The sequence below is a fragment of the Roseivivax sp. CAU 1761 genome (genome assembly GCF_054482755.1).
Map to the genome: position 1 here is coordinate 39,865 of NZ_JBTLRM010000010.1, position 23,010 is coordinate 62,874.

The 23,010-nt window shown below is 71.8% G+C and carries 23 protein-coding genes and 1 pseudogene; 20 read left to right on the top strand and 4 right to left on the bottom strand.

Annotated features, from left to right (window positions below; genetic code table 11):
- Positions 1 to 246: 246 nt before the first annotated feature.
- On the top strand, positions 247 to 1,797 hold the full coding sequence (murJ, locus tag ACXYMW_RS08425; protein ID WP_459034872.1) for a murein biosynthesis integral membrane protein MurJ: 1,551 nt from the start codon (positions 247 to 249) through the stop codon (positions 1,795 to 1,797).
- 3 nt (positions 1,798 to 1,800) lie between these two features.
- A complete protein-coding gene (locus ACXYMW_RS08430) occupies positions 1,801 to 3,288 on the top strand; it encodes a phospholipase D family protein (RefSeq protein ID WP_459034873.1) in 1,488 nt (495 codons plus the stop codon).
- 4 nt (positions 3,289 to 3,292) lie between these two features.
- Here ACXYMW_RS08430 and ACXYMW_RS08435 read toward each other — a convergent pair whose 3' ends face one another.
- Positions 3,293 to 3,979 carry a rhomboid family intramembrane serine protease gene (locus ACXYMW_RS08435; RefSeq protein ID WP_459034874.1) on the bottom strand — a complete coding sequence of 229 codons (687 nt, stop codon included), beginning with the start codon at positions 3,977 to 3,979 and terminating at the stop codon, positions 3,293 to 3,295.
- Positions 3,980 to 4,168: 189 nt separating this feature from the next.
- Here ACXYMW_RS08435 and ACXYMW_RS08440 point away from each other — a divergent pair, with 189 nt between their 5' ends.
- The 12 genes from ACXYMW_RS08440 to ACXYMW_RS08495 all read left to right on the top strand — a co-directional run bounded on the left by ACXYMW_RS08440 (position 4,169) and on the right by ACXYMW_RS08495 (position 13,964).
- The gene (locus ACXYMW_RS08440; RefSeq protein WP_459034875.1) at positions 4,169 to 4,651 is read left to right on the top strand and encodes a VOC family protein; all 483 of its coding nucleotides are present in this window, start codon (positions 4,169 to 4,171) and stop codon (positions 4,649 to 4,651) included.
- A gap of 67 nt (positions 4,652 to 4,718) precedes the next feature.
- On the top strand, positions 4,719 to 5,585 hold the full coding sequence (locus ACXYMW_RS08445; RefSeq protein WP_459034876.1) for a branched-chain amino acid aminotransferase: 867 nt from the start codon (positions 4,719 to 4,721) through the stop codon (positions 5,583 to 5,585).
- Between the two features lie 82 nt (positions 5,586 to 5,667).
- Positions 5,668 to 6,123: a universal stress protein gene (locus ACXYMW_RS08450; RefSeq protein ID WP_459034877.1), complete on the top strand. Its 456-nt coding sequence runs from the start codon at positions 5,668 to 5,670 to the stop codon at positions 6,121 to 6,123.
- A 193-nt stretch (positions 6,124 to 6,316) separates the two neighbouring features.
- The gene (locus ACXYMW_RS08455) at positions 6,317 to 7,063 is read left to right on the top strand and encodes a redoxin domain-containing protein (RefSeq protein ID WP_459034878.1); all 747 of its coding nucleotides are present in this window, start codon (positions 6,317 to 6,319) and stop codon (positions 7,061 to 7,063) included.
- Between the two features lie 140 nt (positions 7,064 to 7,203).
- Entirely contained in the window at positions 7,204 to 7,770 is a 567-nt protein-coding gene (locus ACXYMW_RS08460; RefSeq protein ID WP_459034879.1) for a NifU family protein, read from the top strand.
- Positions 7,760 to 8,329 carry a tRNA (adenosine(37)-N6)-threonylcarbamoyltransferase complex dimerization subunit type 1 TsaB gene (gene tsaB / locus ACXYMW_RS08465; protein ID WP_459034880.1) on the top strand — a complete coding sequence of 190 codons (570 nt, stop codon included), beginning with the start codon at positions 7,760 to 7,762 and terminating at the stop codon, positions 8,327 to 8,329. The genes ACXYMW_RS08460 and tsaB overlap by 11 nt, the downstream gene beginning before the upstream one ends.
- Positions 8,326 to 8,781 (top strand): GNAT family N-acetyltransferase, encoded by a 456-nt coding sequence (locus ACXYMW_RS08470; RefSeq protein ID WP_459034881.1) that lies wholly within the window; start codon positions 8,326 to 8,328, stop codon positions 8,779 to 8,781. Before tsaB ends, ACXYMW_RS08470 begins: the two co-directional genes overlap by 4 nt.
- Positions 8,782 to 8,881: 100 nt before the next feature.
- Positions 8,882 to 9,886, top strand: a complete 1,005-nt coding sequence (locus tag ACXYMW_RS08475; protein ID WP_459034882.1) for a BMP family lipoprotein — start codon at positions 8,882 to 8,884, stop codon at positions 9,884 to 9,886.
- Between the two features lie 58 nt (positions 9,887 to 9,944).
- The gene (locus ACXYMW_RS08480) at positions 9,945 to 11,600 is read left to right on the top strand and encodes an ABC transporter ATP-binding protein (RefSeq protein ID WP_459034883.1); all 1,656 of its coding nucleotides are present in this window, start codon (positions 9,945 to 9,947) and stop codon (positions 11,598 to 11,600) included.
- A 61-nt stretch (positions 11,601 to 11,661) separates the two neighbouring features.
- Positions 11,662 to 11,868: a hypothetical protein gene (locus ACXYMW_RS08485; RefSeq protein ID WP_459034884.1), complete on the top strand. Its 207-nt coding sequence runs from the start codon at positions 11,662 to 11,664 to the stop codon at positions 11,866 to 11,868.
- Positions 11,869 to 11,892: 24 nt separating this feature from the next.
- Entirely contained in the window at positions 11,893 to 12,999 is a 1,107-nt protein-coding gene (locus ACXYMW_RS08490; RefSeq protein WP_459034885.1) for an ABC transporter permease, read from the top strand.
- Positions 12,999 to 13,964 (top strand): ABC transporter permease, encoded by a 966-nt coding sequence (locus ACXYMW_RS08495; RefSeq protein WP_459034886.1) that lies wholly within the window; start codon positions 12,999 to 13,001, stop codon positions 13,962 to 13,964. The genes ACXYMW_RS08490 and ACXYMW_RS08495 overlap by 1 nt, the downstream gene beginning before the upstream one ends.
- Positions 13,965 to 13,968: 4 nt before the next feature.
- On the opposite strand, the gene ACXYMW_RS08500 is transcribed toward ACXYMW_RS08495, so the two are convergent.
- Complete coding sequence (locus tag ACXYMW_RS08500; protein WP_459034887.1) at positions 13,969 to 15,273, bottom strand: thymidine phosphorylase; 1,305 nt, start codon at positions 15,271 to 15,273, stop codon at positions 13,969 to 13,971.
- Positions 15,270 to 15,662 carry a cytidine deaminase gene (locus ACXYMW_RS08505; RefSeq protein ID WP_459034888.1) on the bottom strand — a complete coding sequence of 131 codons (393 nt, stop codon included), beginning with the start codon at positions 15,660 to 15,662 and terminating at the stop codon, positions 15,270 to 15,272. The genes ACXYMW_RS08500 and ACXYMW_RS08505 overlap by 4 nt, the downstream gene beginning before the upstream one ends.
- Before the next feature lie 126 nt (positions 15,663 to 15,788).
- Here ACXYMW_RS08505 and ACXYMW_RS08510 point away from each other — a divergent pair, with 126 nt between their 5' ends.
- From ACXYMW_RS08510 to ACXYMW_RS08530, 5 genes are all read left to right on the top strand, one after another.
- Positions 15,789 to 16,007, top strand: coding sequence for a DUF3072 domain-containing protein (locus ACXYMW_RS08510; RefSeq protein ID WP_459034889.1), 219 nt, complete (start codon positions 15,789 to 15,791; stop codon positions 16,005 to 16,007).
- A gap of 106 nt (positions 16,008 to 16,113) precedes the next feature.
- A complete protein-coding gene (locus ACXYMW_RS08515; RefSeq protein WP_459034890.1) occupies positions 16,114 to 16,305 on the top strand; it encodes a DUF3072 domain-containing protein in 192 nt (63 codons plus the stop codon).
- A 136-nt stretch (positions 16,306 to 16,441) separates the two neighbouring features.
- The gene (locus ACXYMW_RS08520) at positions 16,442 to 18,724 is read left to right on the top strand and encodes an NADP-dependent malic enzyme (RefSeq protein WP_459034891.1); all 2,283 of its coding nucleotides are present in this window, start codon (positions 16,442 to 16,444) and stop codon (positions 18,722 to 18,724) included.
- Positions 18,725 to 18,886: 162 nt separating this feature from the next.
- On the top strand, positions 18,887 to 20,779 hold the full coding sequence (locus ACXYMW_RS08525) for an AMP-binding protein (protein WP_459034892.1): 1,893 nt from the start codon (positions 18,887 to 18,889) through the stop codon (positions 20,777 to 20,779).
- A gap of 256 nt (positions 20,780 to 21,035) precedes the next feature.
- Entirely contained in the window at positions 21,036 to 21,524 is a 489-nt protein-coding gene (locus ACXYMW_RS08530; protein WP_459034893.1) for a GFA family protein, read from the top strand.
- A gap of 114 nt (positions 21,525 to 21,638) precedes the next feature.
- Here ACXYMW_RS08530 and ACXYMW_RS08535 read toward each other — a convergent pair whose 3' ends face one another.
- On the bottom strand, positions 21,639 to 22,460 hold the full coding sequence (locus ACXYMW_RS08535; RefSeq protein WP_459034948.1) for an NAD kinase: 822 nt from the start codon (positions 22,458 to 22,460) through the stop codon (positions 21,639 to 21,641).
- 148 nt (positions 22,461 to 22,608) lie between these two features.
- Here ACXYMW_RS08535 and glyA point away from each other — a divergent pair.
- Positions 22,609 to 23,010, top strand: a pseudogene (gene glyA, locus ACXYMW_RS08540) (serine hydroxymethyltransferase); the annotation flags it as partial.

Below are 23,010 nucleotides of genomic sequence, written 5' to 3' on the forward strand. Positions count from 1 at the left end.
GTCTCACCGCGGGGGCGCTGCCCCCGCACCCCCGGGATATTTGCGCTCAGAAGAAGCAGGGGCCGCGCCGCCCCGTCTTCCGGGGGAGAATATCCTCGGGCGAGCGCCGCCCGGACCGGGCGGCGGAGGGGCAACGCCGCCCCGCCGCCGCCGATGCGCCGCCCCGGCCCCTTCCGGCGGGGCGGGCGATGCGCTAGATCCCGCGCGCACAGCAACGCCCGCCGAGACGGGCCCGAGGCATCGAGCATGAAACCCATCCGCCTTCTCACCGGCGTTCTGACCGTCGGGGTCTGGACCCTCCTGTCCCGGGTGCTGGGGCTCGTCCGGGAGATCGTCATCCTGGCGCTGATCGGACCCGGTCCGGTCCTCGACGCCTTCGTGGCGGCTTTCCGCCTGCCCAACATGTTCCGCCGCTTCTTCGCCGAGGGCGCCTTCAACGCCGCCTTCGTGCCGATGTTCTCCAAGCGCTACCAGTCCGGCGACGACCCGCTGGGCTTTGCCCGCGACGCGCTGAACGGGCTGGCCACGGTGCTGCTGGCGATCTCGGCGCTCGCCATGGTCTTCATGCCGGCGCTGGTCTGGGCCACCGCCGAGGGCTTCGTCGGCGATCCCCGCTTCGACCTGACCGTGACCTACGGGCGGATCCTGTTTCCCTACATCCTCTTCATCTCGCTGGCGGCGCTGTTCTCGGGCGCGCTGAACGCCACCGGGCATTTCGCCGCCGCCGCCGCCGCGCCGGTCTTTCTCAACATCTTCGTCATCGCCGCGATGCTGGCCGCCAGCCAGCTCGGCGAGGAGGTGATCTGGGCGCTGATCTGGGCCGTGCCGGTGGCCGGCATCGCCCAGCTTGCCCTGGTCTGGATCGCCGCCGAGCGCGCCGGGGTGCGGCTGCGGCCGGGGCGGCCGCGCTGGACCCCGGAGATGCGCAACCTGATCCGCGTCGCGGTGCCCGCCGCGCTGGCCGGCGGGGTGATGCAGGTCAACCTGCTGGTCGGCCAGCAGGTGGCGTCGCATTTCGACAAGGCGGTGGGCTGGCTCTACGCCGCCGACCGGCTCTATCAGCTGCCGCTGGGCGTGGTCGGCATCGCCGTGGGCATCGTGCTGCTGCCGGACTTGTCGCGCAAGCTCGCGGCCGGCGACGATGCCGGCGGCCGCCACGCCCTGAGCCGCGCCGGCGAGATCGCCCTGGCGCTCACCGTGCCCTCGGCGGTGGCGCTGATGGTGGTGCCGCTGCCCATCGTCTCGGTCCTCTTCGAGCGCGGCGCGACCTCGGCGGCCGATGCCCGGGCGATCTCCCTCGCGGTGGCGATCTACGGGCTGGGCCTGCCCGCCTTCGTGCTCCAGAAGGTGCTGCAGCCGCTGTTCTTCGCCCGCGAGGACACCCGCACGCCGTTCCGCTACGCGCTGGTCTCGATGGCGGTGAACGCCGTCCTCGCCATCGGGCTGGCGCCGGTGCTGGGCTGGGTCGCGCCGGCCATCGCCACCACCGCGGCGGGCTGGGCGCTGGTCGCGCTGCTGGCCCTGGGCGGCCGCCGACTGGGCCCGGTGGCGCGCTTCGACGCGCGGTTCCATGCCCGCATCTGGCGCATCCTGCTGGCCTCGGCCTTGCTCGGAGCGGTGCTTTGGGGAACCATGACGGCGCTTGCGCCATTGTTCAGCATGGCGGGGTGGCGCTACGGCGCCCTGTTGGTACTGATTACGGTGGGGATCGTCGCATATGGAGGGATCGGACAGGCGGTCGGCGCCTTCCGGCTGGCTGACTTTCGCGAGGCGACGCGGCGGCGGCGGCGGAGCTAGGCCATGACGTTCCGGGCGCTGATCACCGCGGCGGAGGTCTATCCCCGGCTCGAGGCACTGGCCTTCGGCGCCGAGCGCGAGCTGTTCCTGTCCTACCGCGTCTTCGAGCCGGACACCAAGCTGCGCAACCCCGAGATCCGCGCGCAGGGCCTCGACACCTGGCTCGACCTGCTCTGCGCGGTGGCGCGCCGCGGCGTGCGCATCCGGCTCGCGATCACCGATTTCGACCCGCTCTTCGCCGCCGACCTGCACCGGCTGTCCTGGCATTCTGCGCGCCGCTTCGCCGAGGCGGTGGAGGGCGACGTGCAGGTCGTGGTGGCCCCGCACGGCCAGGAGGTGGGCTGGATCTGGCGCCGCGCCCTGGTCTTCCAGGTCCTCGCCAAGCTGCGCGAGCTGAAGGCCGAGGTCGAGGACAAGCTCACCCCGGTGCAGCGCGAGATGCTGAAGAACCGGCCCTATCTGCGGCCGGTCTCGCTGCACCAGAAGATTGCCGTGGCCGATGGCCGGCACACCGTGATCGGCGGGCTCGACGTCAACGAGCGGCGCTGGGACGACAACGAGCACGACCGCCCGGCCGAGGAGACCTGGCACGATGTCAGCCTCGAGATCGAGGGCGCCTTCGCCGGCGTGGTGCGGCGGCACGCCATCGACACCTGGAACCGCGCGCACGACCAGGGCGGCCATGCGCTGACCGAGCGCGCCGAGCCCATCGCGCTCGAGGAGGGACCGCAGGATGTCGGCCGGCTGCGCCTGCTGCGGACCATCTCCGAGCCGCGGCGCGGCGCGCTGCGCTTCGGCCCCGACTGCCTGGTCCGCGAACACGAGGAGGCGCATCTCGCGCTCTTCGCCGAGGCCCGCGACCACATCTACATCGAAAGCCAGTTCCTGCGGCACCGGGACCTGTCCCGGGCGCTCTGCCAGGCGGCGGCGCGCGAGCCGGACCTGCAGCTCATCGTGCTGCTGCCGCCCGAGCCCGAGCGCATCCTGTTCGGCGGTGCCGACACCTGGGATGCCCGCCACGCCCACGCGCTGCAGACCATCGCGCTGAACGACATCCGGCGCGCCTTCGGCGACCGCTTGGCGCTGATCTCGCCGGGCCAGAAGCGCCCCGCCTCGCCCGGCTTCTCGCGCGCCCTGGGCGGGGCCGGGCCGATCTACGTGCATTCCAAGGTGACGCTGGTCGACGACCGGGTCGGCATCGTCGGCTCGGCCAACCTGAACGGCCGGTCGCTGCGCTGGGACATCGAGGCCGGGGTGCAGTTCCACGACCCCGAGCAGGTCCGCGCGCTGCGCCTGCGGCTGGCGGAGAAATGGCTGGCCGGGCACCTGCCCGGCCGCGACCCGTCGCGGGCGGCGACCTGGACCGAGGCGGCGCGCGCCAACGCCGAGCGCCCGCCGGAAGAGCGCGACGGCTTCGCCATGCCCTACCCGCTGGGCCGCGGGCGGCGCTTCTCGCGCTACCTGCCGGTGCTCCCGGCGGAGATGTTCTGAGGCCTCAGCGCTGCCGCAGCCGGTGGATCAGCCGCTGCGTGCCGCCCGGCACCAGCAGCACGGTCAGCGCGAAGCCGGCGGCAAAGCCCGCCAGTTCGGCGATCCACCAGAGCCCGCCGCCGAAGAGCAACCCGAAGACCAGTTGCAGCCCGAGCAGCACCCCGATCAGCGAAAACGCCCGGATCTGCGCCTCGCCCATCTGCCCGAGCCGCATCCACAGCAGGTAGGTGAAGGCCCCGATCAGCCCGTAGACCGCCGGGAAGGCGCCGTAGAGCGGCATCGCCGCGTCGAGCGCCAGCCCGTAGACCAGCCCGCCGAGGATCGCGGCGCCGAAGAACACCGCCAGCATGCGCGCCTGGCCCAGCGCCTCCGCCACCATCTTGCCCAGTGCCAGCAGCATCACCCCGGCGAACAGCGTCTGGGTGAAGGCGCCGTGCACGAAGGGATAGGCGACGAGCCGGCCGACATGCTGCCACGGCGCCTGCCGGTTCGCGATCATCCAGTCGAGGATCTCGCCCGAGACCGCGACCCGCTCCATCGCGCGGATCCGCCAGCCCACCGCATCCGGCCCGCCGAGCAGGCCGCGCGCCCCGAGCGAGAAGGCGATCTCGGGCAGCAGCAGCGCGGCCGTCAGCGCCAGCAGCACCGGCGGCAGCGGATTGAGCGGGCTGGCATTGTGGTCGTGCAGCATCGAAGGCCCCATCGCAGGTGATCCGCCGCCGGGCCTATCCGCCCGGCCGCCGCCCGTCCAGCCCGGCGCCGCGCCCGGCCCGGCCGCGCGGCCCGGCGCGGCCCCGCACAGGCCCCGCGCGCCGGTGCGCCTGTCGGGCCGGCTCCGGGGGATGTAACTTGGCGGCGAGATTTCGCAAAGGAGCCCCCCATGTCGCGCGCCCCCGCCGCCACCCGTATCGGCCATGTCCATCTGAAGGTCGCCGATCTCGACCGCGCCATCGCTTTCTACCGTGACGTGATCGGGCTCGAGCTGACGCAGCGCTACGGGCCTGGCGCCGCCTTTCTTTCGGCCGGCGGCTATCACCACCATATCGGGCTGAACACCTGGCAGAGCGCCGGCCAGACGCCGCCGGCGCCGCACCATACCGGGCTCTACCACACCGCCTTCCTGTTTCCCGACCGCGCCAGCCTCGGCGCCGCGCTGCGCCGCGCGCGGGCCGCCGGCATCGCCATCGAGGGCGCCGCCGATCACGGCGTGTCCGAGGCGGTCTACTTCTCCGACCCGGACGGCAACGGCGTGGAGATCTACCGCGACCGGCCCGAGGCGGAGTGGCCGCGCGACGCCACCGGCACGCTCTCGATGGTCAATGCCCCGCTCGATCTCGAAGCGCTTCTCGCCGAGGCGGCGTGACCTGCTGGACCTCGCCGGAGAGGTTGCCTAGCCTCGCTGCGACGACGCGATAGGGAGAGCGCGAGCGATGGCGACCGGCGAGAACATCCGCACCTGGTTCGACGGGGCCTGGCACGACGGCAACGTGCCGGTGATGCGCGCCGCCGATCACGGCATCTGGCTCGGCTCGACGGTGTTCGACGGGGCGCGGCATGTCGACGGCATGGTGCCCGACCTCGACCGCCATTGCGCCCGGCTCAACCGCTCGGCCGAGGCGCTGATGATCCGCCCCAGCAAGACGGCGGAGGAGATCGAGGCGCTGATCCGCGAAGGCCTCGCGGCCTATCCGGCCTCCGCCCAGGTCTATATCCGCCCGATGTACTGGTCGCTCGACAGCGATTCCACGGCGATCTGCCCGGTCGAGGGGCCGACCGGCTTCGCCATCTGCCTCGAGGAATTCCCGATGCTGCCGCCCGACCGCGCCATCGGGCTCGGCCGCACGCGGTTCCGCCGCCCGGTGCTCGAGACCTCGCTCTGCAACGCCAAGGCCGGCAGCCTCTATCCCAATTCCTCGCGCATGCTGGCCGAGGTGCAGGCGCGCGGCTTCCAGAACGCGCTGGTGGCCGACGCCATGGGCAACGTCGCCGAGACCGCCTCCTCCAACGTCTTCATGGTCAAGGACGGCGTCGTCTTCACGCCGATCCCGAACGGCACCTTCCTGGCCGGGATCACCCGCGCGCGGCATATCGAGAACCTGCGCGCCGATGGCGTCGAGGTGGTGGAGACGGTGCTGAGCTTCGCCGATTTCGAGGCCGCGGACGAGGTCTTCCTGACCGGCAACCTCAACAAGGTGACGCCGGTCGACCGCTTCGAGGACGTGCGCTACGGCGTCGGCCCGGTCACCCTGCGGGCGCGCGAGCTGTACTGGGACTGGGCTGCCGGCGCCGGCCGCTAGCGCCCCCCGCCGCGGCGCGCGCGGTGCGCTTGCGCGGCTCCGGCGGCGCTGCCATGATCGGCCGCCAGGAGGTTCCGACCCGATGCGCAAGTTCCTCGTCGTGCTCGACGACAGCCGCGAATGCCTGAACGCCATGCGGTTCGCCGCCATGCGCGCCGCCAAGACCGGCGGCGGGGTCACCATCCTGTCGGTCATCCCGCCCGACGAGTTCAATCACTGGGTCGGCGTAGGCGACATCATGCGCGAGGAATCCCGCGCGGGCATCCGCGCCCATTTCGAGGTCTTTGCGAAATGGATGCGCGACCGCCAGAAGATCGAGCCCGAGCTGATCATCCGCGAGGGTGACCCGGTGGGCGAGATCATCGCCCAGGTCGGCGAGGATCCCGAGATCGGCGTGCTGGTGCTGGGCGCCGGCACCGGCAAGGCGGGCCCGGGTCCGCTGGTCACGCAGCTGTCGCGCAATTCCGGCACCCTGCCGGTGCCGATCACCATCGTGCCCGGCGATCTCTCCAAGGAACGCCTGACCGCCATAACCTGACCGCTGCGCCGGCCGGGCTCCGGCACCGCGCGCAGCCTGTGCGGGACCGTGAAACCTGCAAGCCCGGGCGCCGCCCCGCCGGGCACCGCGCCCAAACCAGGTCGCGGCACCGCCACATTCTCGTCCAAGTTGCATGTCGAACTGAATTCAGAAGGCGGGCGCAACCCGCCGGGGATGCACAAAGGCTATGGACATGCGACCGTTCTCCGGACGTGACAGCAGACGTGGCGGCTTCGGCAGCCCTCTGCACGACTTACCGCCCGCCCTCTGGACCCCGCGCATCGGCGACGTCTTCCCCGATTTCGTGGCCCAGACCACGGAAGGCCCGCTGGCATTGCACGACTGGGCGGGAGGCGGCTGGGTCGTCCTGTTCAGCCATCCCGCGGCCTTCTCGTCGGTCTGCAGCACCGAGATCGTCAGCTTCGCCGAGGCGATGCCGGATTTCCGGGCGATGAACACCCGAATCATGGGCGTCACCGGCTCCTGCCTGAGCGAGCAGCTGCGCTGGCAGGCCGAGCTGGAGCGCATGTTCGGCACCGATTGCAGCGACCTCACCGCCGCGGTGGACAGCGACGGCACGCTGCTCGAGCTGTTCGGCGCCACCGGGCCCGGCGGCACGGCCCCATCCATGCGCAAGACCTTCATCCTCGACCCCGGCATGCGCGTGCGCATGGTCTTCGAATACCCCGCCGAAGTCGGCCGCAGCGTCGAGGAGATCCTGCGCTGCCTGGCGGCGCTGCAGGTCACCGAGCTGACCGGCCTGTCGACGCCGGCCGATTGGGAGCCGGGCCAGGATTTCGTCGCCGACGGCGACATGCCGCGCGACCTGCATGGCGCCGAGGTGACGCGGATCGCGCCCTACCTCACCGTGATCAACGGCCGGCTGGTGCGCCAGGATCCCGCGCCCCGGCGCCTCGGAGAGCCCGCCGCGACCTGCTGATCGCGCGCGGCCAGACCGCCCGGCCCGGCCGTTCCCGCCGGGCCGGGCGGTTCCGCATTCGCAATTTAGAATCGTTCCAAACCTTGACCCGGATCGGCGGGAGGCGCATATTCGCCGCCAATCCAACGAAAGCTGCGCCCATGTTCATCCAGACCGAATCCACTCCGAACCCCGCAACCCTGAAATTCCTGCCGGGCCAGACGGTTCTGGAGGCCGGAACCGCGGATTTCCCGAGCTCCGAAGGGGCCGGGGCCTCGCCGCTGGCCGAGCGTCTCTTTGCCGTCGACGGCGTTCGCGGGGTCTTCTTCGGCTCCGATTTCGTCACCGTGACGAAGGCCGACGACACCGACTGGGACCACGTCAAGCCGGCCATCCTCGGCGCCATCATGGAGCATTTCCAGTCCGGCCGCCCGGTGATGGCCGACAATGCCGCGCAGGCCGGGTCCGGCCATGCCGAGCATGACGGCGAGGATGCCGAGATCGTCGGCCAGATCAAGGAACTGCTGGACACGCGGGTGCGCCCGGCCGTGGCCCAGGACGGCGGCGACATCACCTTCCACGGCTTCGAACGCGGCGTCGTCTACCTGCACATGCAGGGCGCCTGCGCCGGCTGCCCGTCCTCGACGCTGACGCTGAAGATGGGCATCGAGAACCTGCTGCGGCACTACATCCCGGAAGTCACCGAGGTGCGCCCGGTTGGCCTCTGAGATCACCGTTCTGGCCTTCGACACATCGGCCGCGCATTGCGCGGCCGCTTTGCTGTCCGGCGACCGGATCCGCGCCCTGCGGGCCGAGGAGATGGCGCGCGGCCAGGCCGAACGGCTGGTGCCGCTGCTCGAGGAGGTGCTGGACGAGGCCGGCGCCCGGTGGGGCGATCTCGACCGGCTCGGCGTCGGCATCGGGCCGGGCAACTTCACCGGGCTGCGCATCGCCGTGGCCTGCGCCCGCGGCCTGGCGCTGGGGCTCGGCCGTCCGGCGATCGGCGTCTCGACCTTCGACGCCATCGCCGCGGCGCCGAAGGCCCTGCCGGCGATCCCGGCGCCGCGCGGCCAGGTCTATATCCGGCGGCCCGACGCGGCGCCCGAACTGGTGCCCGGCGACAGCCTGACCGAGCCGCTGGCCTGGCCGCCCGCCCCCGCCGAGCTGGCCCTTCGCATCGCCCGGATCGCCCGCGACCACGCCCCCGGCGCGGCGCCGGCGCCGCTTTACCTGCGCCCCGCCGATGCCGCGCCGGCGCGCGACCGGCCGCCGCGGATCCTGCCATGACTGCCGCAGAGATGGCGGCGCTGATGCAGCGCGCCTACCGGCACCAGACCGCCTGGTCCGAGGCCGCGCTGGAGGCCACGCTGGCGCAGCCCTCGACGCGGCTCTTCCTCGCCCCGGACGGCTTCCTTCTGGCGCAGGCGATCGCCGACGAGGCCGAGATCCTCGCGCTCGCGACCGCGCCTGCGGCGCAGCGCAACGGCGTCGCCTCGGCGCTTCTGGAGCGGTTCCATGCCGGTCTGGCCTCCGAGGGCGCCGCGCGCGTGCTGCTCGAGGTGGCCGCCGACAACGCCCCGGCGCGGGCTCTCTACGCGCGCCACGGCTATTGCGAGGAAGGCCGCCGCCGGGGCTATTACCGGCGCGCTTCGGGGCCGGCCGCGGATGCCCTGATCCTGGCCCGATCCTTGACCCCAAGTCACGCCGAAGCCACCGCGATGACGCCAGAAACCGGTTGACCCTCCGCCGCGCGCTGGTCCTAAATCGCCGGCAGATCGTCACGATCCAGGGCGCCGCCGACAGAGATCGGCGCGTCGAACAGACCGGGAGCCCCTTCGCATGAATCTCAGACATTCCTTCCTCGGCGCCGCGGCCGCGCTCGCCCTTTCGGCCGGTGCCGGCCTGGCCGATCCGGCGCTGATCTACGACCTCGGCGGCAAGTTCGACAAATCCTTCAACGAGGCCGCCTATAACGGCGCCCAGCGCTGGGCCGAGGAAACCGGCGGGTCGTTCCGCGACATCGAGCTGCAATCCGAGGCGCAGCGCGAACAGGCGCTGCGGCGCTTCGCCGAGGCGGGCTTCAACCCGGTGATCACCGCCGGCTTCTCGATGGCGACGCCGATCGACAACATCGCCGCCGACTATCCCGACACCAAGTTCGTCACCATCGACGGCTTCATCGACCCCGAGAAGCACGGCAACGTGAAATCGGTGCTGTTTGCCGAGGAACAGGGCTCCTACCTCGTCGGCATGCTGGCGGCGCTGGCCTCCGAGACCGGCACGGTCTCGTTCATCGGCGGCATGGACATCCCGCTGATCCGCGCCTTCGCCTGCGGCTACGCCCAGGGCGCGCAGGCGGTGAACCCCGACATCGAGGTGATCTCCAACATGACCGGCACCACGCCGGCGGCGTGGAACGACCCGGTGAAGGGCTCGGAGCTGACCAAGGCGCAGATCGGCCAGGGCTCGGACGTGGTCTTCGCCGCCGCCGGCGGCACCGGGATCGGCGTGCTGCAGACCGCCGCCGACGAGGGCATCCTGTCGATCGGCGTGGACAGCAACCAGAACCACCTGCACCCGGGCTCGGTCCTGACCTCGATGCTCAAGCGGGTCGACGTGGCGGTGTTCGACGCGATGACCGCCGGCGCCGATCTCGAGACCGGGGTGGAGCGGCTGACCCTCGCGGAGGAGGGCGTGGGCTACGCGCTCGACGAGCACAACCGCGACCTGATCAGCGAGGAGATGCAGGCCCAGGTCGACGAGGCCCGCGAGAAGATCATCGCCGGCGAGATCGAGGTGCACGATTACCGCTCGGACGACAGCTGCCCGGCCCTGAACTTCTGAGATCGCGCGGCGGGCGGCCCGGCGCCGCCCGCTGCCGCCCCGCGGCTCCGGAGACGTTATGACTGACCCCGCCCCGGCCCCCGCGCCAGACGCCGCGCCTGACGCCGTGCCCGCGATCGAGCTGCGCGGCATTTCCAAGTCCTTCGGCCCGGTCCAGGCCAACCGCGACATCTCGCTGAAGGTGATGCCGGGCACCATCCACGGCATCATCGGCGAGAACGGCGCCGGCAAGTCGACGCTGATGTCGATCCTCTATGGCTTCTACGCCGCCGATTCCGGCGAGATCCACGTCAAGGGCCGCCGCACCCGCATCCCCGACAGCCAGGCCGCCATCGCCGCCGGCATCGGCATGGTGTTCCAGCACTTCAAGCTGGTGCCGAATTTCACCGTGCTGGAAAACGTCGTGCTGGGCGCCGAGGAGGGCGGGCTGCTGCGGCCGTCGCTGGCCAAGGCGCGCGGCGTGCTGAAGCGGCTGGCCGAGGAATACGAGCTTGCCGTCGATCCCGATGCCGAGGTGCAGCATCTCTCGGTCGGCCACCAGCAGCGGGTGGAGATCCTCAAGGCGCTCTACCGGCAGGCCGACATCCTGATCCTCGACGAGCCCACCGGGGTGCTGACCCCGGCCGAGGCCGACCACCTGTTCCGCATCCTCGACCACCTGCGGGCGGAGGGGAAGACCATCGTCCTGATCACCCACAAGCTGCGCGAGATCATGGAGATCACCGACACCGTGTCGGTGATGCGGCGCGGCGAGATGACCGCCACGGTGAAGACCGCCGAGACCAGCCCCGAGGCGCTGGCCGAGCTGATGGTCGGCCGCAAGGTGCTGCTGCGGGTCGACAAGCAGGCCGCCCGGCCCGGTGCCCCGGTGCTCGAGGTGCGCGACCTGCGCCATGTCGACGGCAAGGGGGTGGAGCGGCTGCGCGGCGTCTCCTTCGAGGTCCGCGCCGGCGAGGTGCTGGGCCTCGCCGGGGTCGCCGGCAACGGCCAGTCGGAGCTGCTCGAGGTGCTGGGCGGCTATGCCGAGGCCACCGGCCAGGTGCGGCTGAACGGCGCCGATCTGCCGCTCGCCGGCCTGGGCTGCGACGGCCGGGCCCGGCGCCAGGCCGGCATCGGCCACGTCCCCGAGGACCGCCAGAGCGAAGGGCTGATCATGCCCTATTCGGCCTGGGAGAACAGCGTTTTCGGCTATCACCGCGAGGCCCCGCGGCGGCACCGGCTGCTCGACAACGCGGCGATCCGCGGCGAGGCGGCGGCGCAGATGCAGCGCTTCGACGTGCGCCCGCCCGATCCCGACCTCGCGGCGCGGAACTTCTCCGGCGGCAACCAGCAGAAGATCGTCCTGGCGCGCGAGATCGAGCGCAACCCCGACCTGCTGCTGATCGGCCAGCCGACCCGCGGCGTCGATATCGGCGCCATCGAATTCATCCACCAGCAGATCGTGGCGCTGCGCGATGCCGGCAAGGCGATCCTGCTGGTCTCGGTCGAGCTCGACGAGATCTTCGCGCTGTCCGACCGCGTCGCCGTGATGTTCGACGGCCGCATCATGGGCGTCCGCGACGCCGCCGCCACCGACCAGCGCGAGCTTGGCCTGCTGATGGCCGGCATCACCGAGGATCCGGGCGGCGACGCCTTCGACGCGGTCGATGCGGCGCTCGAGGAAAAGGACCGGCGGGAGGCGCGCCGCGCCCCCGGCCGGGCGAACGTTAATTGAATGGCGCCCACGATGAGCCCACATTTTCGATCAGCTGTGTATGCGGCAAGACGGGGCGGCCATGACCGACCGGGTGTTCGATCTGCATTTTCGGCAGACCGATGCGACCATCGCGACCCTCAATGCCTCTACCGCGAAGCGCGCGGCGGAGAACGAAAGTCTGATCGCCGAAACCGCCGAGCTGTCGACCCAAACACGCCGGTATGTCGCCGTGGTGGCCTCGGGCGCGACGCTGGCCCTCGTCGCCATGGCCAAGCCGTTTCTCTGATCCCTGCGGCGGGAGGTCCCGCCCATGGATAGGATGCCGGCCTGGGCCGATGCGGTGCTGGTGCCGCTGATCTCGCTGCTTCTGGCCGCGGCGCTGTCGGCGCTGGTCATCCTCGCCATCGGCGAGAACCCGGTCGAGGCGTTCCGGCTGATGGTCGACGGCGCGCTGATGCGCTCGGCCGGCTGGGGCTACACGCTCTACTACGCCACCAACTTCATCTTCACCGGGCTCGCCGTCTCGGTCGCCTTCCACGCCCGGCTCTTCAACATCGGCGGCGAGGGCCAGGCGATGCTGGGCGGGCTCGGCGTGGCGCTGGTGGCGCTCTACATCCCGTGGCCGCACTGGTCGCTGGCGCTGCTCGGCGCGAGCCTCGCCGCCGCCGCCTTCGGCGCCGCCTGGGCCTTCATCCCGGCCTGGCTGCAGGCCAAGCGCGGCAGCCACATCGTGATCACCACGATCATGTTCAACTTCATCGCCGCGGCGCTTCTGAACTACGTTCTGGTGAACCTCCTGAAGCCCGCCGGGCAGCAGGATCCGGCCACCGCCACCTTCCCGGCCGCGACCCACCTGCCGACCTTCCAGGACATGTTCGCCACCGAGGCCAACCCGCTGTTCCGCGGCGCCCCGGGCAACGTCACCTTCTTCCTGGCCCTGGCCGCCTGCCTGCTGGTCTGGCTGCTGATCTGGCGCACCCGGCTGGGCTACGAGATCCGCGCATTGGGCCATTCCGAGAGCGCCGCGCGCTATGCCGGCATCTCGCCGGTGCGCATCGTGGTGATCGCCATGCTGATCTCCGGCGCGCTGGCCGGGATGATGGGCGTGAACACCGCTTTGGGCGAGGCCGAGAGGCTGGTGATGAACGCCACCGAGGGCGCCGGCTTCATCGGCATCGCGGTGGCGCTGATGGGGCGCAACCACCCGGTGGGCGTGCTGCTCGCGGCGCTGCTCTTCGGGTTTCTCTACCAGGGCGGCGCCGAGCTGGCGCTCTGGACCAACATCCCGCGCGAGCTGATCGTGGTGATCCAGGCGCTGGTGATCCTGTTCACCGGGGCGCTCGACAACATGGTGCGGCTGCCGCTGGAGCGGCTCTTCGCCACCCGTCGCCGCGCCCGCCGGACGGAGGCCCGCTGATGGATTTCGCCACGCTCCTGCAGGTGCTCGATTCCACCCTGCGGCTGGCCACGCCGCTGCTTCTCGCCTGCCTCGCCGGCCTGTTCTCCGAGCGCGCCGGGGTCATCGATATCGGCCTCGAGGGCAAGATGCTGATCGCGGCCTTCTTCTCCGCCGCGGTGGCCGCCACCACCGGGTCGGTCTGGCTCGGCCTCGGCGCGGCGCTGGTCACCTCGACGCTGCTGTCGCTGGTCCACGGCCTGGCCTCGATCACCTTCCGCGGCAACCAGCTGATCTCGGGCGTGGCGCTGAACTTCCTTGCCGCCGGGCTGACCGTGCTGATCGCCCAGGACTGGTTCGGCCAGGGCGGGCGCACGCCGTCGCTGTTCGGCGGCGGCCGCTGGGGCGACATCACCCTGCCCTTCGCCGAGACCCTGCGCGGCGTGCCGGTGCTGGGGCCGATCTATGCCGAGCTGATCTCGGGCCATTCGGCGCTGGTCTACGTGGCGCTCCTGATGGTGCCGCTGACCTGGTGGGTGCTGGCGCGCACCCGGTTCGGGCTGCGCCTGCGCGCCGTCGGCGAGGCGCCCGAGGCGGTCGACACGGCCGGCGTCTCGGTGGTCGGGCTGCGCTACGCCGCCATCCTGATCGCCGGGTTGCTCTGCGGGCTCGCCGGGTCCTACCTCGCCACCGGGCTGCAGGCGGGCTTCGTCAAGGACATGACGGCGGGGCGCGGCTACATCGCGCTGGCGGCGCTGATCTTCGCCAAGTGGCGGCCCTGGCACGCGCTCGGCGCCTGCCTGCTCTTCGGGCTGCTGCAGGCGGTGGCGCTGCGCTACCAGAACATCGACCTCGGCGGCATCACCATCCCGGTGCAGGTGATGGACGCCCTGCCCTACATCCTGACCGTGGTGATCCTCGCCGGCTTCGTCGGCCGGGCCATCCCGCCGCGGGCCGGCGGCACGCCCTACGTCAAGGAACGCTAGGTACTCAGCCCACCCGGCCGCGGATCAGCGGCAGGGCCTCGGGCGCCGCGCCGATGCGGATCGCGGCGGTGACCGCGGCGATCGCCGCCGCGGCGGCCTCCGGGGTCGCCGCGTGGACCTCGGCCAGCGGGTCGCCGCGCGCCACCGCGCTGCCCGGCGCCGCCACCCGGGCGAGGCCCACGGCGGGGTCGATGCGGTCGCTCTCGACCTGCCGCCCGCCGCCCAGCGCCACCACGGCGCGGCCAAGCGCGACGCCGTCGATCGCCGCCACGTGGCCGTCCTCCGGGGCCGGGACCGGGCGGATCACCGGCGCGCGCGGCAGCAGACGGTCGGCGCGGTCCATCAGATCCCCGGGCCCGCCCAGGGCCGCGACCATGGCGCCGAAACGCTCCGCCGCCCGGCCGTCGCGGATCGCCGCGGCGATGGCCGCGCGGCCCTCGTCCTCGTCTCCCGCCATCCCCGCCTGGGCCAGGACCGTGCCGCCCAATGCCGCCGAGAGCTCGCCCAGCCGGCCCCAGGCGGCGCTGCGCAGCACCGCCAGCGCCTCGGCCACCTCGAGCGCGTTGCCCAGCACCGGGGCGAGCGGCGCATCCATGTCGGTGATCAGCGCCCGCGTCGGGCAGCCGGCGGCGCAGGCCGTGGCGACCAGCACCTCCGCCAATTGCCGCGCCGCGTCCGGGTCGCTCATGAAGGCGCCCGAGCCGGTCTTGACGTCGAGCACCAGCCCGCCGAGCCCGGCGGCCAGCTTCTTCGACAGGATCGAGGCGGTGATCAGGTCGATGCTGTCCACCGTGGCGGTGACGTCGCGCACCGCGTAGAGCCGCCGGTCGGCGGGCGCGATGTCCGCGGTGGCGCCGACGATGGCGCAGCCGGTGGCGGCGACGATCTCGCGCAGCCGCGCCTCGTCCACCTGGGTCGAGAGGCCGGGGATCGCCTCGAGCTTGTCGAGCGTGCCGCCGGTATGGCCGAGCCCGCGGCCCGAGATCATCGGCACCCTCGCGCCGCAGGCCGCCAGCGCCGGCGCGATGACGAGGCTGGTGCAATCGCCGATGCCGCCGGTCGAATGCTTGTCGAGGACCGGCGCGCCCTCCGGCCAGTCCAGCACCCGGCCGGAATCGCGCATCGCCAGCGTCAGCGCGGCGCGGCCCTCCCCGGAGAGGCCGCGCAGGCAGACCGCCATGGCGAAGGCGCCGGCCTGGGCGTCCGAGACCGCGCCGGTGGCGAGCCCGCGGGCAAACCCGGCCAGCGCCTCCGGCGCCGGCGCCGCGCCCCGGCGCAGCGCCGCCAGAACCTCCTGCGCAGCGCTCATGTCCGGTCCATGTGGTCGCGCCCGAAGGCCCCCGGCAGGAGGTCGGCGACCCGCACCCGGCGTTCGGCGCCGTCGGTGGTGGCCATGGTCACCGCCACGTCGGGCCCGGCGAATTCGGCGATCTTCTGGCGGCAGCCGCCGCAGGGCGGCACCGGGTCGGGGGCATCGGCGATGACGTAGACCTCGGCGATCCGGGTCTCGCCCGCGGCGATCATCGCGGCGATGGCACCGGCCTCGGCGCAGGTGCCCTCCGGATAGGCCACGTTCTCCACGTTGCAGCCGACATGCAGCGCGCCGCCCGCGCCGCGCAGGGCCGCCCCGACCCGGAACCCCGAATAAGGCGCATAGGCCCGCTCCCGCACCGCCATCGCCGCCTGCCGCAAATCCATCGCCCGAGCCTCCTTCGCATTCGAACCGGGCGCCATGCTGCGCCGGGCCCGGCCCCCGGCGCAAGCCGGGAACCGATCCGGCCGCGCTCCCGTTGGGGCAGGAACAAAAATCGAACGGAGCCCCCGATGACCGATCCCCTCGCCCCTCCCAAACGCGACGCCCCCGGCAATGCCGACAAGCCGGTCGAGGACTGGACCACCGGCGACGAGCCGATGACCGGGGCGCAGGCCTCCTATCTCAAGACCCTGTGCCAGGAGGCCGACGAGACCTTCGATCCGGACCTGACCAAGGCCGAGGCCTCGCAGCGCATCGACGCGCTGCAGGCGCGCACCGGCCGCGGCTGAGCCCCGCCCGGGCTCGGCGGCACCCCGCCCGGCCCCGGCACCGCGCCGCCGGCGCCCGGAACCGGCGGCGCCGGGGTCACGTTGGCCTGCCAAAGGAGGATTCCAGATGTCCAATCCCAGCTACCTGGTCATGGATCCGGCGCAGGACCTGCCCGAGGATCCGCGCGAACCGATGACCGACCTGCAGGCCGCCCGCCTGCGCGAACTCGCAGAGAAGACCGGCGAGGAATTCGACAGCCACCTGACCAAGCGCGAGGCGGCCCGCCGCATCGCCTATCTCGAGGAACTCGAGAAGTGAGCCCTGGGGCGGCCCCCCCGAGGGGCCGCCCCCGACGTATGCCCGGAGGGGAAACCCGCGTTGCAGCACGCGCGGCCCGCTTCCTTACGTCGCGAAAATCAACTAGCCCTCTGCCCGATCAGGGAGCGAGGGATTCATGTCGGACAACACCAACGAGACGCTGCGCCAGCAGGCGCTCGCCTATCACGCCTTTCCAAAGCCCGGTAAGCTCGAGATCCGCGCCACCAAGCCGATGGCCAACGGGCGCGACCTCGCCCGCGCCTATTCGCCCGGCGTGGCCGAGGCCTGCCTCGAGATCAAGGAGGACGAAGGTCGCGCCCGCGACTACACCGCGCGCGGCAACCTGGTCGCCGTGGTCTCCAACGGCTCCGCCGTGCTCGGGCTCGGCAATATCGGCGCGCTGGCCTCCAAGCCGGTGATGGAGGGCAAGGCGGTCCTGTTCAAGAAGTTCGCCAATATCGACTGCTTCGACATCGAGCTGAACGAGAGCGACCCCGAGAAGCTGGCCGAGATCGTCTGCGCGCTGGAGCCGACCTTCGGCGCCATCAACCTCGAGGACATCAAGGCGCCCGACTGCTTCGTCGTCGAGAAGCTCTGCCGCGAGCGCATGAACATCCCGGTCTTCCACGACGACCAGCACGGCACCGCCATCGTCGTGGGCGCCGCCGCGACCAACGCCCTGCGCGTCGCCGGCAAGAGCTTCGAGGACATCAAGATTGTCTCCACCGGCGGCGGCGCCGCCGGCATCGCCTGCCTCAACATGCTGGTGAAGCTCGGCGTGAAGCGCGAGAACATCTGGCTCTGCGACATCAACGGGCTGGTCCACGAGGGTCGCGAGGACGAGGCGATGACGCCGCAGAAGGCCTGCTTCGCCCAGCCCGGCGGGCCGCGCGGGCTCGGCGACGTGATCGACGGCGCCGACCTCTTCCTCGGCCTCTCGGGGCCGAACCTCCTGAAGCCCGAGATGGTGGCGCGCATGGCCGAGCAGCCGATCATCTTCGCGCTCGCCAACCCCAATCCCGAGATCATGCCCGACGCCGCCCGCGAGGTGGCGCCGCGGGCGATCATCGCCACCGGCCGGTCGGACTACCCGAACCAGGTCAACAACGTGCTCTGCTTCCCGTTCATCTTCCGCGGCGCGCTCGATGTCGGCGCCACCGAGATCAACGACGCCATGAAGATCGCCTGCGTCGAGGGCATCGCGGCCTTGGCCCGGGCCACCACCTCGGCCGAGGCCGCGGCGGCCTATCGCGGCGAGCAGCTGACCTTCGGCGCCGAGTACCTGATCCCCAAGCCCTTCGACCCGCGGCTCTCGGCGGTGGTCGCGGTGGCGGTGGCCAGGGCGGCGATGGAGAGCGGCGTCGCCACCCGCCCGATCGAGGATCTCGACGCCTACCGCGCCAAGCTCAATGCCAGCGTCTACAAGTCGGCGCTGCTGATGCGCCCGGTCTTCGAGGCCGCCGCCACCGCCTCGCGCCGCATCGTCTTCGCCGAGGGCGAGGACGAACGGGTGCTGCGCGCCGCCCAGGCGATCCTCGAGGAGACCACCGAACAGCCGATCCTCATTGGCCGCCCCGAGGTCATCAACATGCGCTGCGAGCGCATGGGGCTCGAGATCCGGCCCGAGCGCGACTTCAACATCGTCAACCCCGAGAACGACCCGCGCTACCGCGATTACTGGGGCACCTATCACGAGCTGATGGCGCGGCGCGGCGTCACCCCCGACCTCGCCCGCGCCATCATGCGCACCAACACCACGGCGATCGGCGCCGTCATGGTGCATCGCGACGAGGCCGACAGCCTGATCTGCGGCACCTTCGGCGAATATGCCTGGCACCTGAACTACATCACCCAGGTGCTCGGGACCTCGGCGCTCAGCGCCCAGGGCGCGCTGTCGCTGATGATCCTCGAGGACGGGCCGCTCTTCATCGCCGACACCCATGTCCATGTCCGCCCCAGCCCCGAGGAGATCGCCGCCACGGTGATCGGCGCCGCGCGCCATGCCCGCCGCTTCGGCATCACGCCCAACGTGGCGCTGTGCTCGCAGTCGAATTTCGGCACCCAGTCGAGCGAGGGTGCCGGGCGCCTGCGCGCCGCGCTCGAACTGCTCGGCCAGAGCCCGCGCGATTTCTGCTACGAGGGCGAGATGAGCGTCGAGGCGGCGCTCGACCCGGAGCTGCGAGAGCGGCTGTTCCCGGCCAACCGCATGCAGGGCGCCGCCAACGTGCTGGTGTTCAGCCATGCCGACGCCGCCTCCGGCGTGCGCAACATCCTGAAGATGAAGGCCGGCGGGCTCGAGGTCGGGCCGATCCTCATGGGGATGGGCAACCGCGCCCACATCGTCACCCCCTCGATCACCGCCCGGGGCCTTCTGAACATGGCCGCCATCGCCGGCACCCCGGTGGCCAAGTACGGCTGACCCCGCCGCTTCTTCTGAGCCGAAATATCCCGGGGGTGCGGGGGCAGCACCCCCCCCCCCCCCCATCGCGGCCCGCCGGCCGCGGCGGGCCGCAAACGCCTTGCCCCCCGCCCCCCGGCCTGTCTACCGTCCCGGCAGATGCCAAGGGAGGAGAGGCGCGCCATGGGATATGCCGAGGTCTACCGGTCCTGGAAGGACGATCCGGAAGGGTTCTGGATGCAGGCGGCGCGGGCCATCGACTGGGAGAGCTTCCCGACCCGCGCGCTCTTCGACCGCGGCGACGACCTCTACGACTGGTTCTCCGATGGCCGGGTGAACGCCTGCTGGAACGCGCTCGACCGCCACGTCGCGGCCGGCCGCGGCGATCAGGCGGCGCTGATCCATGACAGCCCGGTCACCGGCAGCCTCCGCCGCATCACCTATGCCGAGCTGCGCGACAACGTCGCCCGGCTGGCCGGCGCGCTGGCGGCGCGCGGCGTCACCAAGGGCGACCGCGTGGTGATCTACATGCCGATGGTGCCCGAGGCGATCGAGGCGATGCTGGCCTGCGCCCGGCTCGGCGCCATCCATTCCGTGGTCTTCGGCGGCTTCGCCGCCCACGAGCTCGCCGTGCGCATCGACGACGCGCAGCCCAAGGCGATCCTCGCCGGGTCCTGCGGCATCGAGCCCGGCCGCGTCGTGGCCTACAAGCCGCTGCTCGACGGCGCCATCGAGCAGGCCCGCCACAAGCCGGAATTCTGCGTCATCCTGCAGCGCGAGCAGGGCCCGGCCGAGCTCGCCCCGGGCCGCGACCACGAGTGGCACGCCTTCCAGGCGGGTGCCGAGTCCGCCGATTGCGTGGCCGTCGAGGGCACGCATCCCGCCTACATCCTCTACACCTCGGGCACCACCGGCGCGCCCAAGGGCGTGGTGCGGCCCACCGCCGGGCATCTGGTGGCGCTGCACTGGACGATGAAGAACATCTTCAACGTCGACCCGGGCGAGACCTTCTGGGCCGCCTCCGACGTCGGCTGGGTGGTCGGCCACAGCTACATCTGCTACGCGCCGCTGATCCACGGCAACACCTCGGTGGTGTTCGAGGGCAAGCCCGTGGGCACGCCCGATGCCGGCACCTTCTGGCGGGTCATCGCCGAACATGACGTGAAGAGCTTCTTCACCGCGCCCACCGCCTTCCGCGCGGTCAAGCGCGAGGATCCGAAGGGCGAGTACCTCAAGCCGCACGACATTTCCGGGCTCCGCGGCATCTACCTCGCCGGGGAACGCGCCGATCCCGACACCATCGAATGGACCCAGGCGCTGACCGGCAAGCCGGTCTACGACCATTGGTGGCAGACCGAGACCGGCTGGCCCATCGTCGCCAACCCGGCCGGGCTCGAGGCGCTGCCGGTGAAGATCGGCTCGCCCACCGTGGCGATGCCGGGCTGGGATGTCCGCATCCTGGGCGAGGACGGCGCCGAGCTGCCGGCCGGCACGCTCGGCGCCATCGCCATCCGCCTGCCGCTGCCGCCCGGCACCCTGCCGACCCTGTGGAACGCCCCCGAGCGGTTCCGCAAATCCTATCTCGCGCGCTTCCCCGGCCATTACGAGACCGGCGATGCCGGGATGGTCGACGAGGACGGCTATCTGTGGATCATGGCGCGCACCGACGACGTCATCAACGTCGCCGGCCACCGGCTGTCGACCGGCGCCATGGAGGAAGTGCTGGCGGCCCACCCGGACGTCGCCGAATGCGCCGTGGTGGGCGTCGCGGACGCGCTGAAGGGGCAGCTGCCGATGGGCTTCGTCTGCCTCACCAAGGGGGTCGAGCGGCCCGCCGACCAGATCGAGGCGGAATGCGTCAAGCTGGTGCGCGACCGCATCGGTCCGGTGGCGGCGTTCCGGCTCTGCAAGGTCGTGGAGCGCCTGCCCAAGACCCGCTCGGGCAAGATCCTGCGCCGCTGCATGGCCGCCATCGCCGATGGCGAGGAGGTCAAGGTGCCGGCCACCATCGACGACCCCGCGGTGCTCGACGAGATCCGCGCCGATGTGGCGGCGCTGGGCTATCCCAGGACCTAGCGCCCTCCGGCGCCGGCCCGGGACCGGGGGCGGGCGCCCCCAAGGCCGGGGCGTGCCGCAAGGCCGGCCGACGAACGCGACAACCGCGCCGGACCTAGCCCTGGCCCCCGGGGCCCCGCCCGCCCCACGGCTCCGATCCGTTCGGCCCCCCGCCTGCGGACAGCGCGCCGCGTGCGTCCTGGCGCGGCGCGCGCGATGGGCACAGGAGGGTGAAATCGATATGCTTCCCCGCAGGATCTGACGGGGAGGGACCTCCATGCCCAAGGGACAAACCGGGCGCTGCCTCTGCGGCGCGGTCAGCTACGACACCGGCGCGCCGCCGCTCTGGATCACGGTCTGCTATTGCCGCTTCTGCCAGCGGGCGACCGGATCGGACAGGATGATCGAGCCGATCTTCGAGCGCGCGGGCTTCGCCTTCGACGCCGCGCCTCCGGCCATCCACACCCTGCCCTCGGAGGGCAGCGGCCAGGACATCCACGTGCATTTCTGCGCCGCCTGCGGCACCAAGCTGGCGCTGACCTTCGCGCGCTGGCCGGACCGGATCGGGATCTATTCGGGTACCCTCGACGCGCCCGGCGCGGCCATGCCCACCCCCGAGAACAGCAAGCACATCTTCGTCTCCGAGGCCCGGCCGGGGACGATCCTGCCGCCGGGGGTCAAGACCTATGCCCGGCACGCCACCGAGAACGACGGCACGCCGCTGGAGCCCGTCGTGTATTCCAGGCCCTTCACCCTCGGCCCGTAGACCGGGCAGGGTTCGATCCGCCACCGGGCGGGGGCGCTGCCCCCGTCGGCGCCTGCGCGCCGACTCCCCCGGGATATTTCGGCTCAGAAGAAGCGGCGGCGCGGGCGCGGGCGGTCAGACGAATTGCTCGCGGATCAGGCGCTCCTCGAGACCGTGGCCGGGATCGAAGAGCACGTGATGGGCAATCGCCGGCTGCGAGCGGATGTCGACCTCGACCACATTGCGGACCGAGCGGCTGTCGGCCTCGGCCATGACCGGGCGCTTGGCAGGATCCAGCACCTCGAATCGCACCCGCGCGCTGGTCGGCAGCAATGCGCCGCGCCAGCGCCGCGGCCGGAAGGCCGACATCGCGGTCAGGGCCAGCACGTCGGCGCCGATCGGCAGGATCGGGCCGTGGGCGGAGTAGTTGTAGGCGGTGGAGCCGGCCGGCGTCGCCACCAGCGCGCCGTCGCAGACCAGCTCCGACATCCGCACCCGTTCGTCGACGCTGATCCGCAGCCGCGCCGCCTGCGGTCCGGCGCGCAACAGCGACACCTCGTTGATCGCCAGCGCCTCGTGCACCGCGCCGGACGTGTCGGTGGCGCGCATCGACAGCGGATTGAGCACCGCCTCCTCGGCCGCGGCCAGGCGCTCCTCGAGACCGTGCTCGGAATATTCGTTCATCAGGAAGCCCACGGTGCCGCGGTTCATGCCGTAGACCGGCGCGCGCAGCGCCTGGGTCCGGTGCAGCGTGGCCAGCATGAAGCCGTCGCCGCCCAGCGCGACGATGGTGTCGGCGCCCTCCTCGGCGTGATCGCCGTAGCGGCGGGTCAGCGCCGCCTTGGCGGCCTGGGCGATCGGCGCGTCCGAGGCGGCGAAGGCGATCCTCAGCGACATGCGGTTTCCTGTCCGTTGCATTGCGGTCCGAAACAAGCACAAGTTTTCCGCCGCGGCCAGCCGCTCCGCCCGGCCGCGCCGCGTGATGTCGCGAAGCGCTTTACTTCCGCCGCATCGGGCGGTTTACACGGGGTGACGACGGGGTAGTTTCCGATCGGAAACCCCGCCGCCGCGCGCACCCCGGATGCCTGCCAGAGGAGGCCAGCCCATGAACGCCCCGCACGCCCCGCACCGCGACCCCGCCTTCTTCACCGAGGACCTGTCGGACCGCGACCCCGAGCTCCATGCCGCGCTGGTGGGCGAGCTGGGCCGGCAGCGCGACGAGATCGAGCTGATCGCCAGCGAGAACATCGTCTCGCGCGCGGTGATGCAGGCCCAGGGCTCGGTGCTCACCAACAAGTATGCCGAGGGCTATCCCGGGCGGCGCTATTACGGCGGCTGCGACTGGGTCGACGTGGCCGAGACCCTGGCCATCGCCCGCGCCCGCGAGCTCTTCGGCTGCGGCTTCGCCAACGTGCAGCCGAATTCCGGCTCCCAGGCCAACCAGGGCGTCTTCACGGCGCTCCTGAAGCCCGGCGACACCATCCTCGGCATGTCGCTCGATGCCGGC

Bases quoted from the DNA above. Each gene is read 5' to 3' on its own strand.
- murJ (WP_459034872.1), top strand. From the start codon at position 247: ATGAAACCCATCCGCCTTCTCACCGGCGTTCTGACCGTCGGGGTCTGG.
- ACXYMW_RS08430 (WP_459034873.1), top strand. From the start codon at position 1,801: ATGACGTTCCGGGCGCTGATCACCGCGGCGGAGGTCTATCCCCGGCTC.
- ACXYMW_RS08435 (WP_459034874.1), bottom strand. From the start codon at position 3,979: ATGCTGCACGACCACAATGCCAGCCCGCTCAATCCGCTGCCGCCGGTG.
- ACXYMW_RS08440 (WP_459034875.1), top strand. From the start codon at position 4,169: ATGTCGCGCGCCCCCGCCGCCACCCGTATCGGCCATGTCCATCTGAAG.
- ACXYMW_RS08445 (WP_459034876.1), top strand. From the start codon at position 4,719: ATGGCGACCGGCGAGAACATCCGCACCTGGTTCGACGGGGCCTGGCAC.
- ACXYMW_RS08450 (WP_459034877.1), top strand. From the start codon at position 5,668: ATGCGCAAGTTCCTCGTCGTGCTCGACGACAGCCGCGAATGCCTGAAC.
- ACXYMW_RS08455 (WP_459034878.1), top strand. From the start codon at position 6,317: ATGCGACCGTTCTCCGGACGTGACAGCAGACGTGGCGGCTTCGGCAGC.
- ACXYMW_RS08460 (WP_459034879.1), top strand. From the start codon at position 7,204: ATGTTCATCCAGACCGAATCCACTCCGAACCCCGCAACCCTGAAATTC.
- ACXYMW_RS08470 (WP_459034881.1), top strand. From the start codon at position 8,326: ATGACTGCCGCAGAGATGGCGGCGCTGATGCAGCGCGCCTACCGGCAC.
- ACXYMW_RS08475 (WP_459034882.1), top strand. From the start codon at position 8,882: ATGAATCTCAGACATTCCTTCCTCGGCGCCGCGGCCGCGCTCGCCCTT.
- ACXYMW_RS08480 (WP_459034883.1), top strand. From the start codon at position 9,945: ATGACTGACCCCGCCCCGGCCCCCGCGCCAGACGCCGCGCCTGACGCC.
- ACXYMW_RS08485 (WP_459034884.1), top strand. From the start codon at position 11,662: ATGACCGACCGGGTGTTCGATCTGCATTTTCGGCAGACCGATGCGACC.
- ACXYMW_RS08490 (WP_459034885.1), top strand. From the start codon at position 11,893: ATGGATAGGATGCCGGCCTGGGCCGATGCGGTGCTGGTGCCGCTGATC.
- ACXYMW_RS08495 (WP_459034886.1), top strand. From the start codon at position 12,999: ATGGATTTCGCCACGCTCCTGCAGGTGCTCGATTCCACCCTGCGGCTG.
- ACXYMW_RS08500 (WP_459034887.1), bottom strand. From the start codon at position 15,273: ATGAGCGCTGCGCAGGAGGTTCTGGCGGCGCTGCGCCGGGGCGCGGCG.
- ACXYMW_RS08505 (WP_459034888.1), bottom strand. From the start codon at position 15,662: ATGGATTTGCGGCAGGCGGCGATGGCGGTGCGGGAGCGGGCCTATGCG.
- ACXYMW_RS08510 (WP_459034889.1), top strand. From the start codon at position 15,789: ATGACCGATCCCCTCGCCCCTCCCAAACGCGACGCCCCCGGCAATGCC.
- ACXYMW_RS08515 (WP_459034890.1), top strand. From the start codon at position 16,114: ATGTCCAATCCCAGCTACCTGGTCATGGATCCGGCGCAGGACCTGCCC.
- ACXYMW_RS08520 (WP_459034891.1), top strand. From the start codon at position 16,442: ATGTCGGACAACACCAACGAGACGCTGCGCCAGCAGGCGCTCGCCTAT.
- ACXYMW_RS08525 (WP_459034892.1), top strand. From the start codon at position 18,887: ATGGGATATGCCGAGGTCTACCGGTCCTGGAAGGACGATCCGGAAGGG.
- ACXYMW_RS08530 (WP_459034893.1), top strand. From the start codon at position 21,036: ATGCCCAAGGGACAAACCGGGCGCTGCCTCTGCGGCGCGGTCAGCTAC.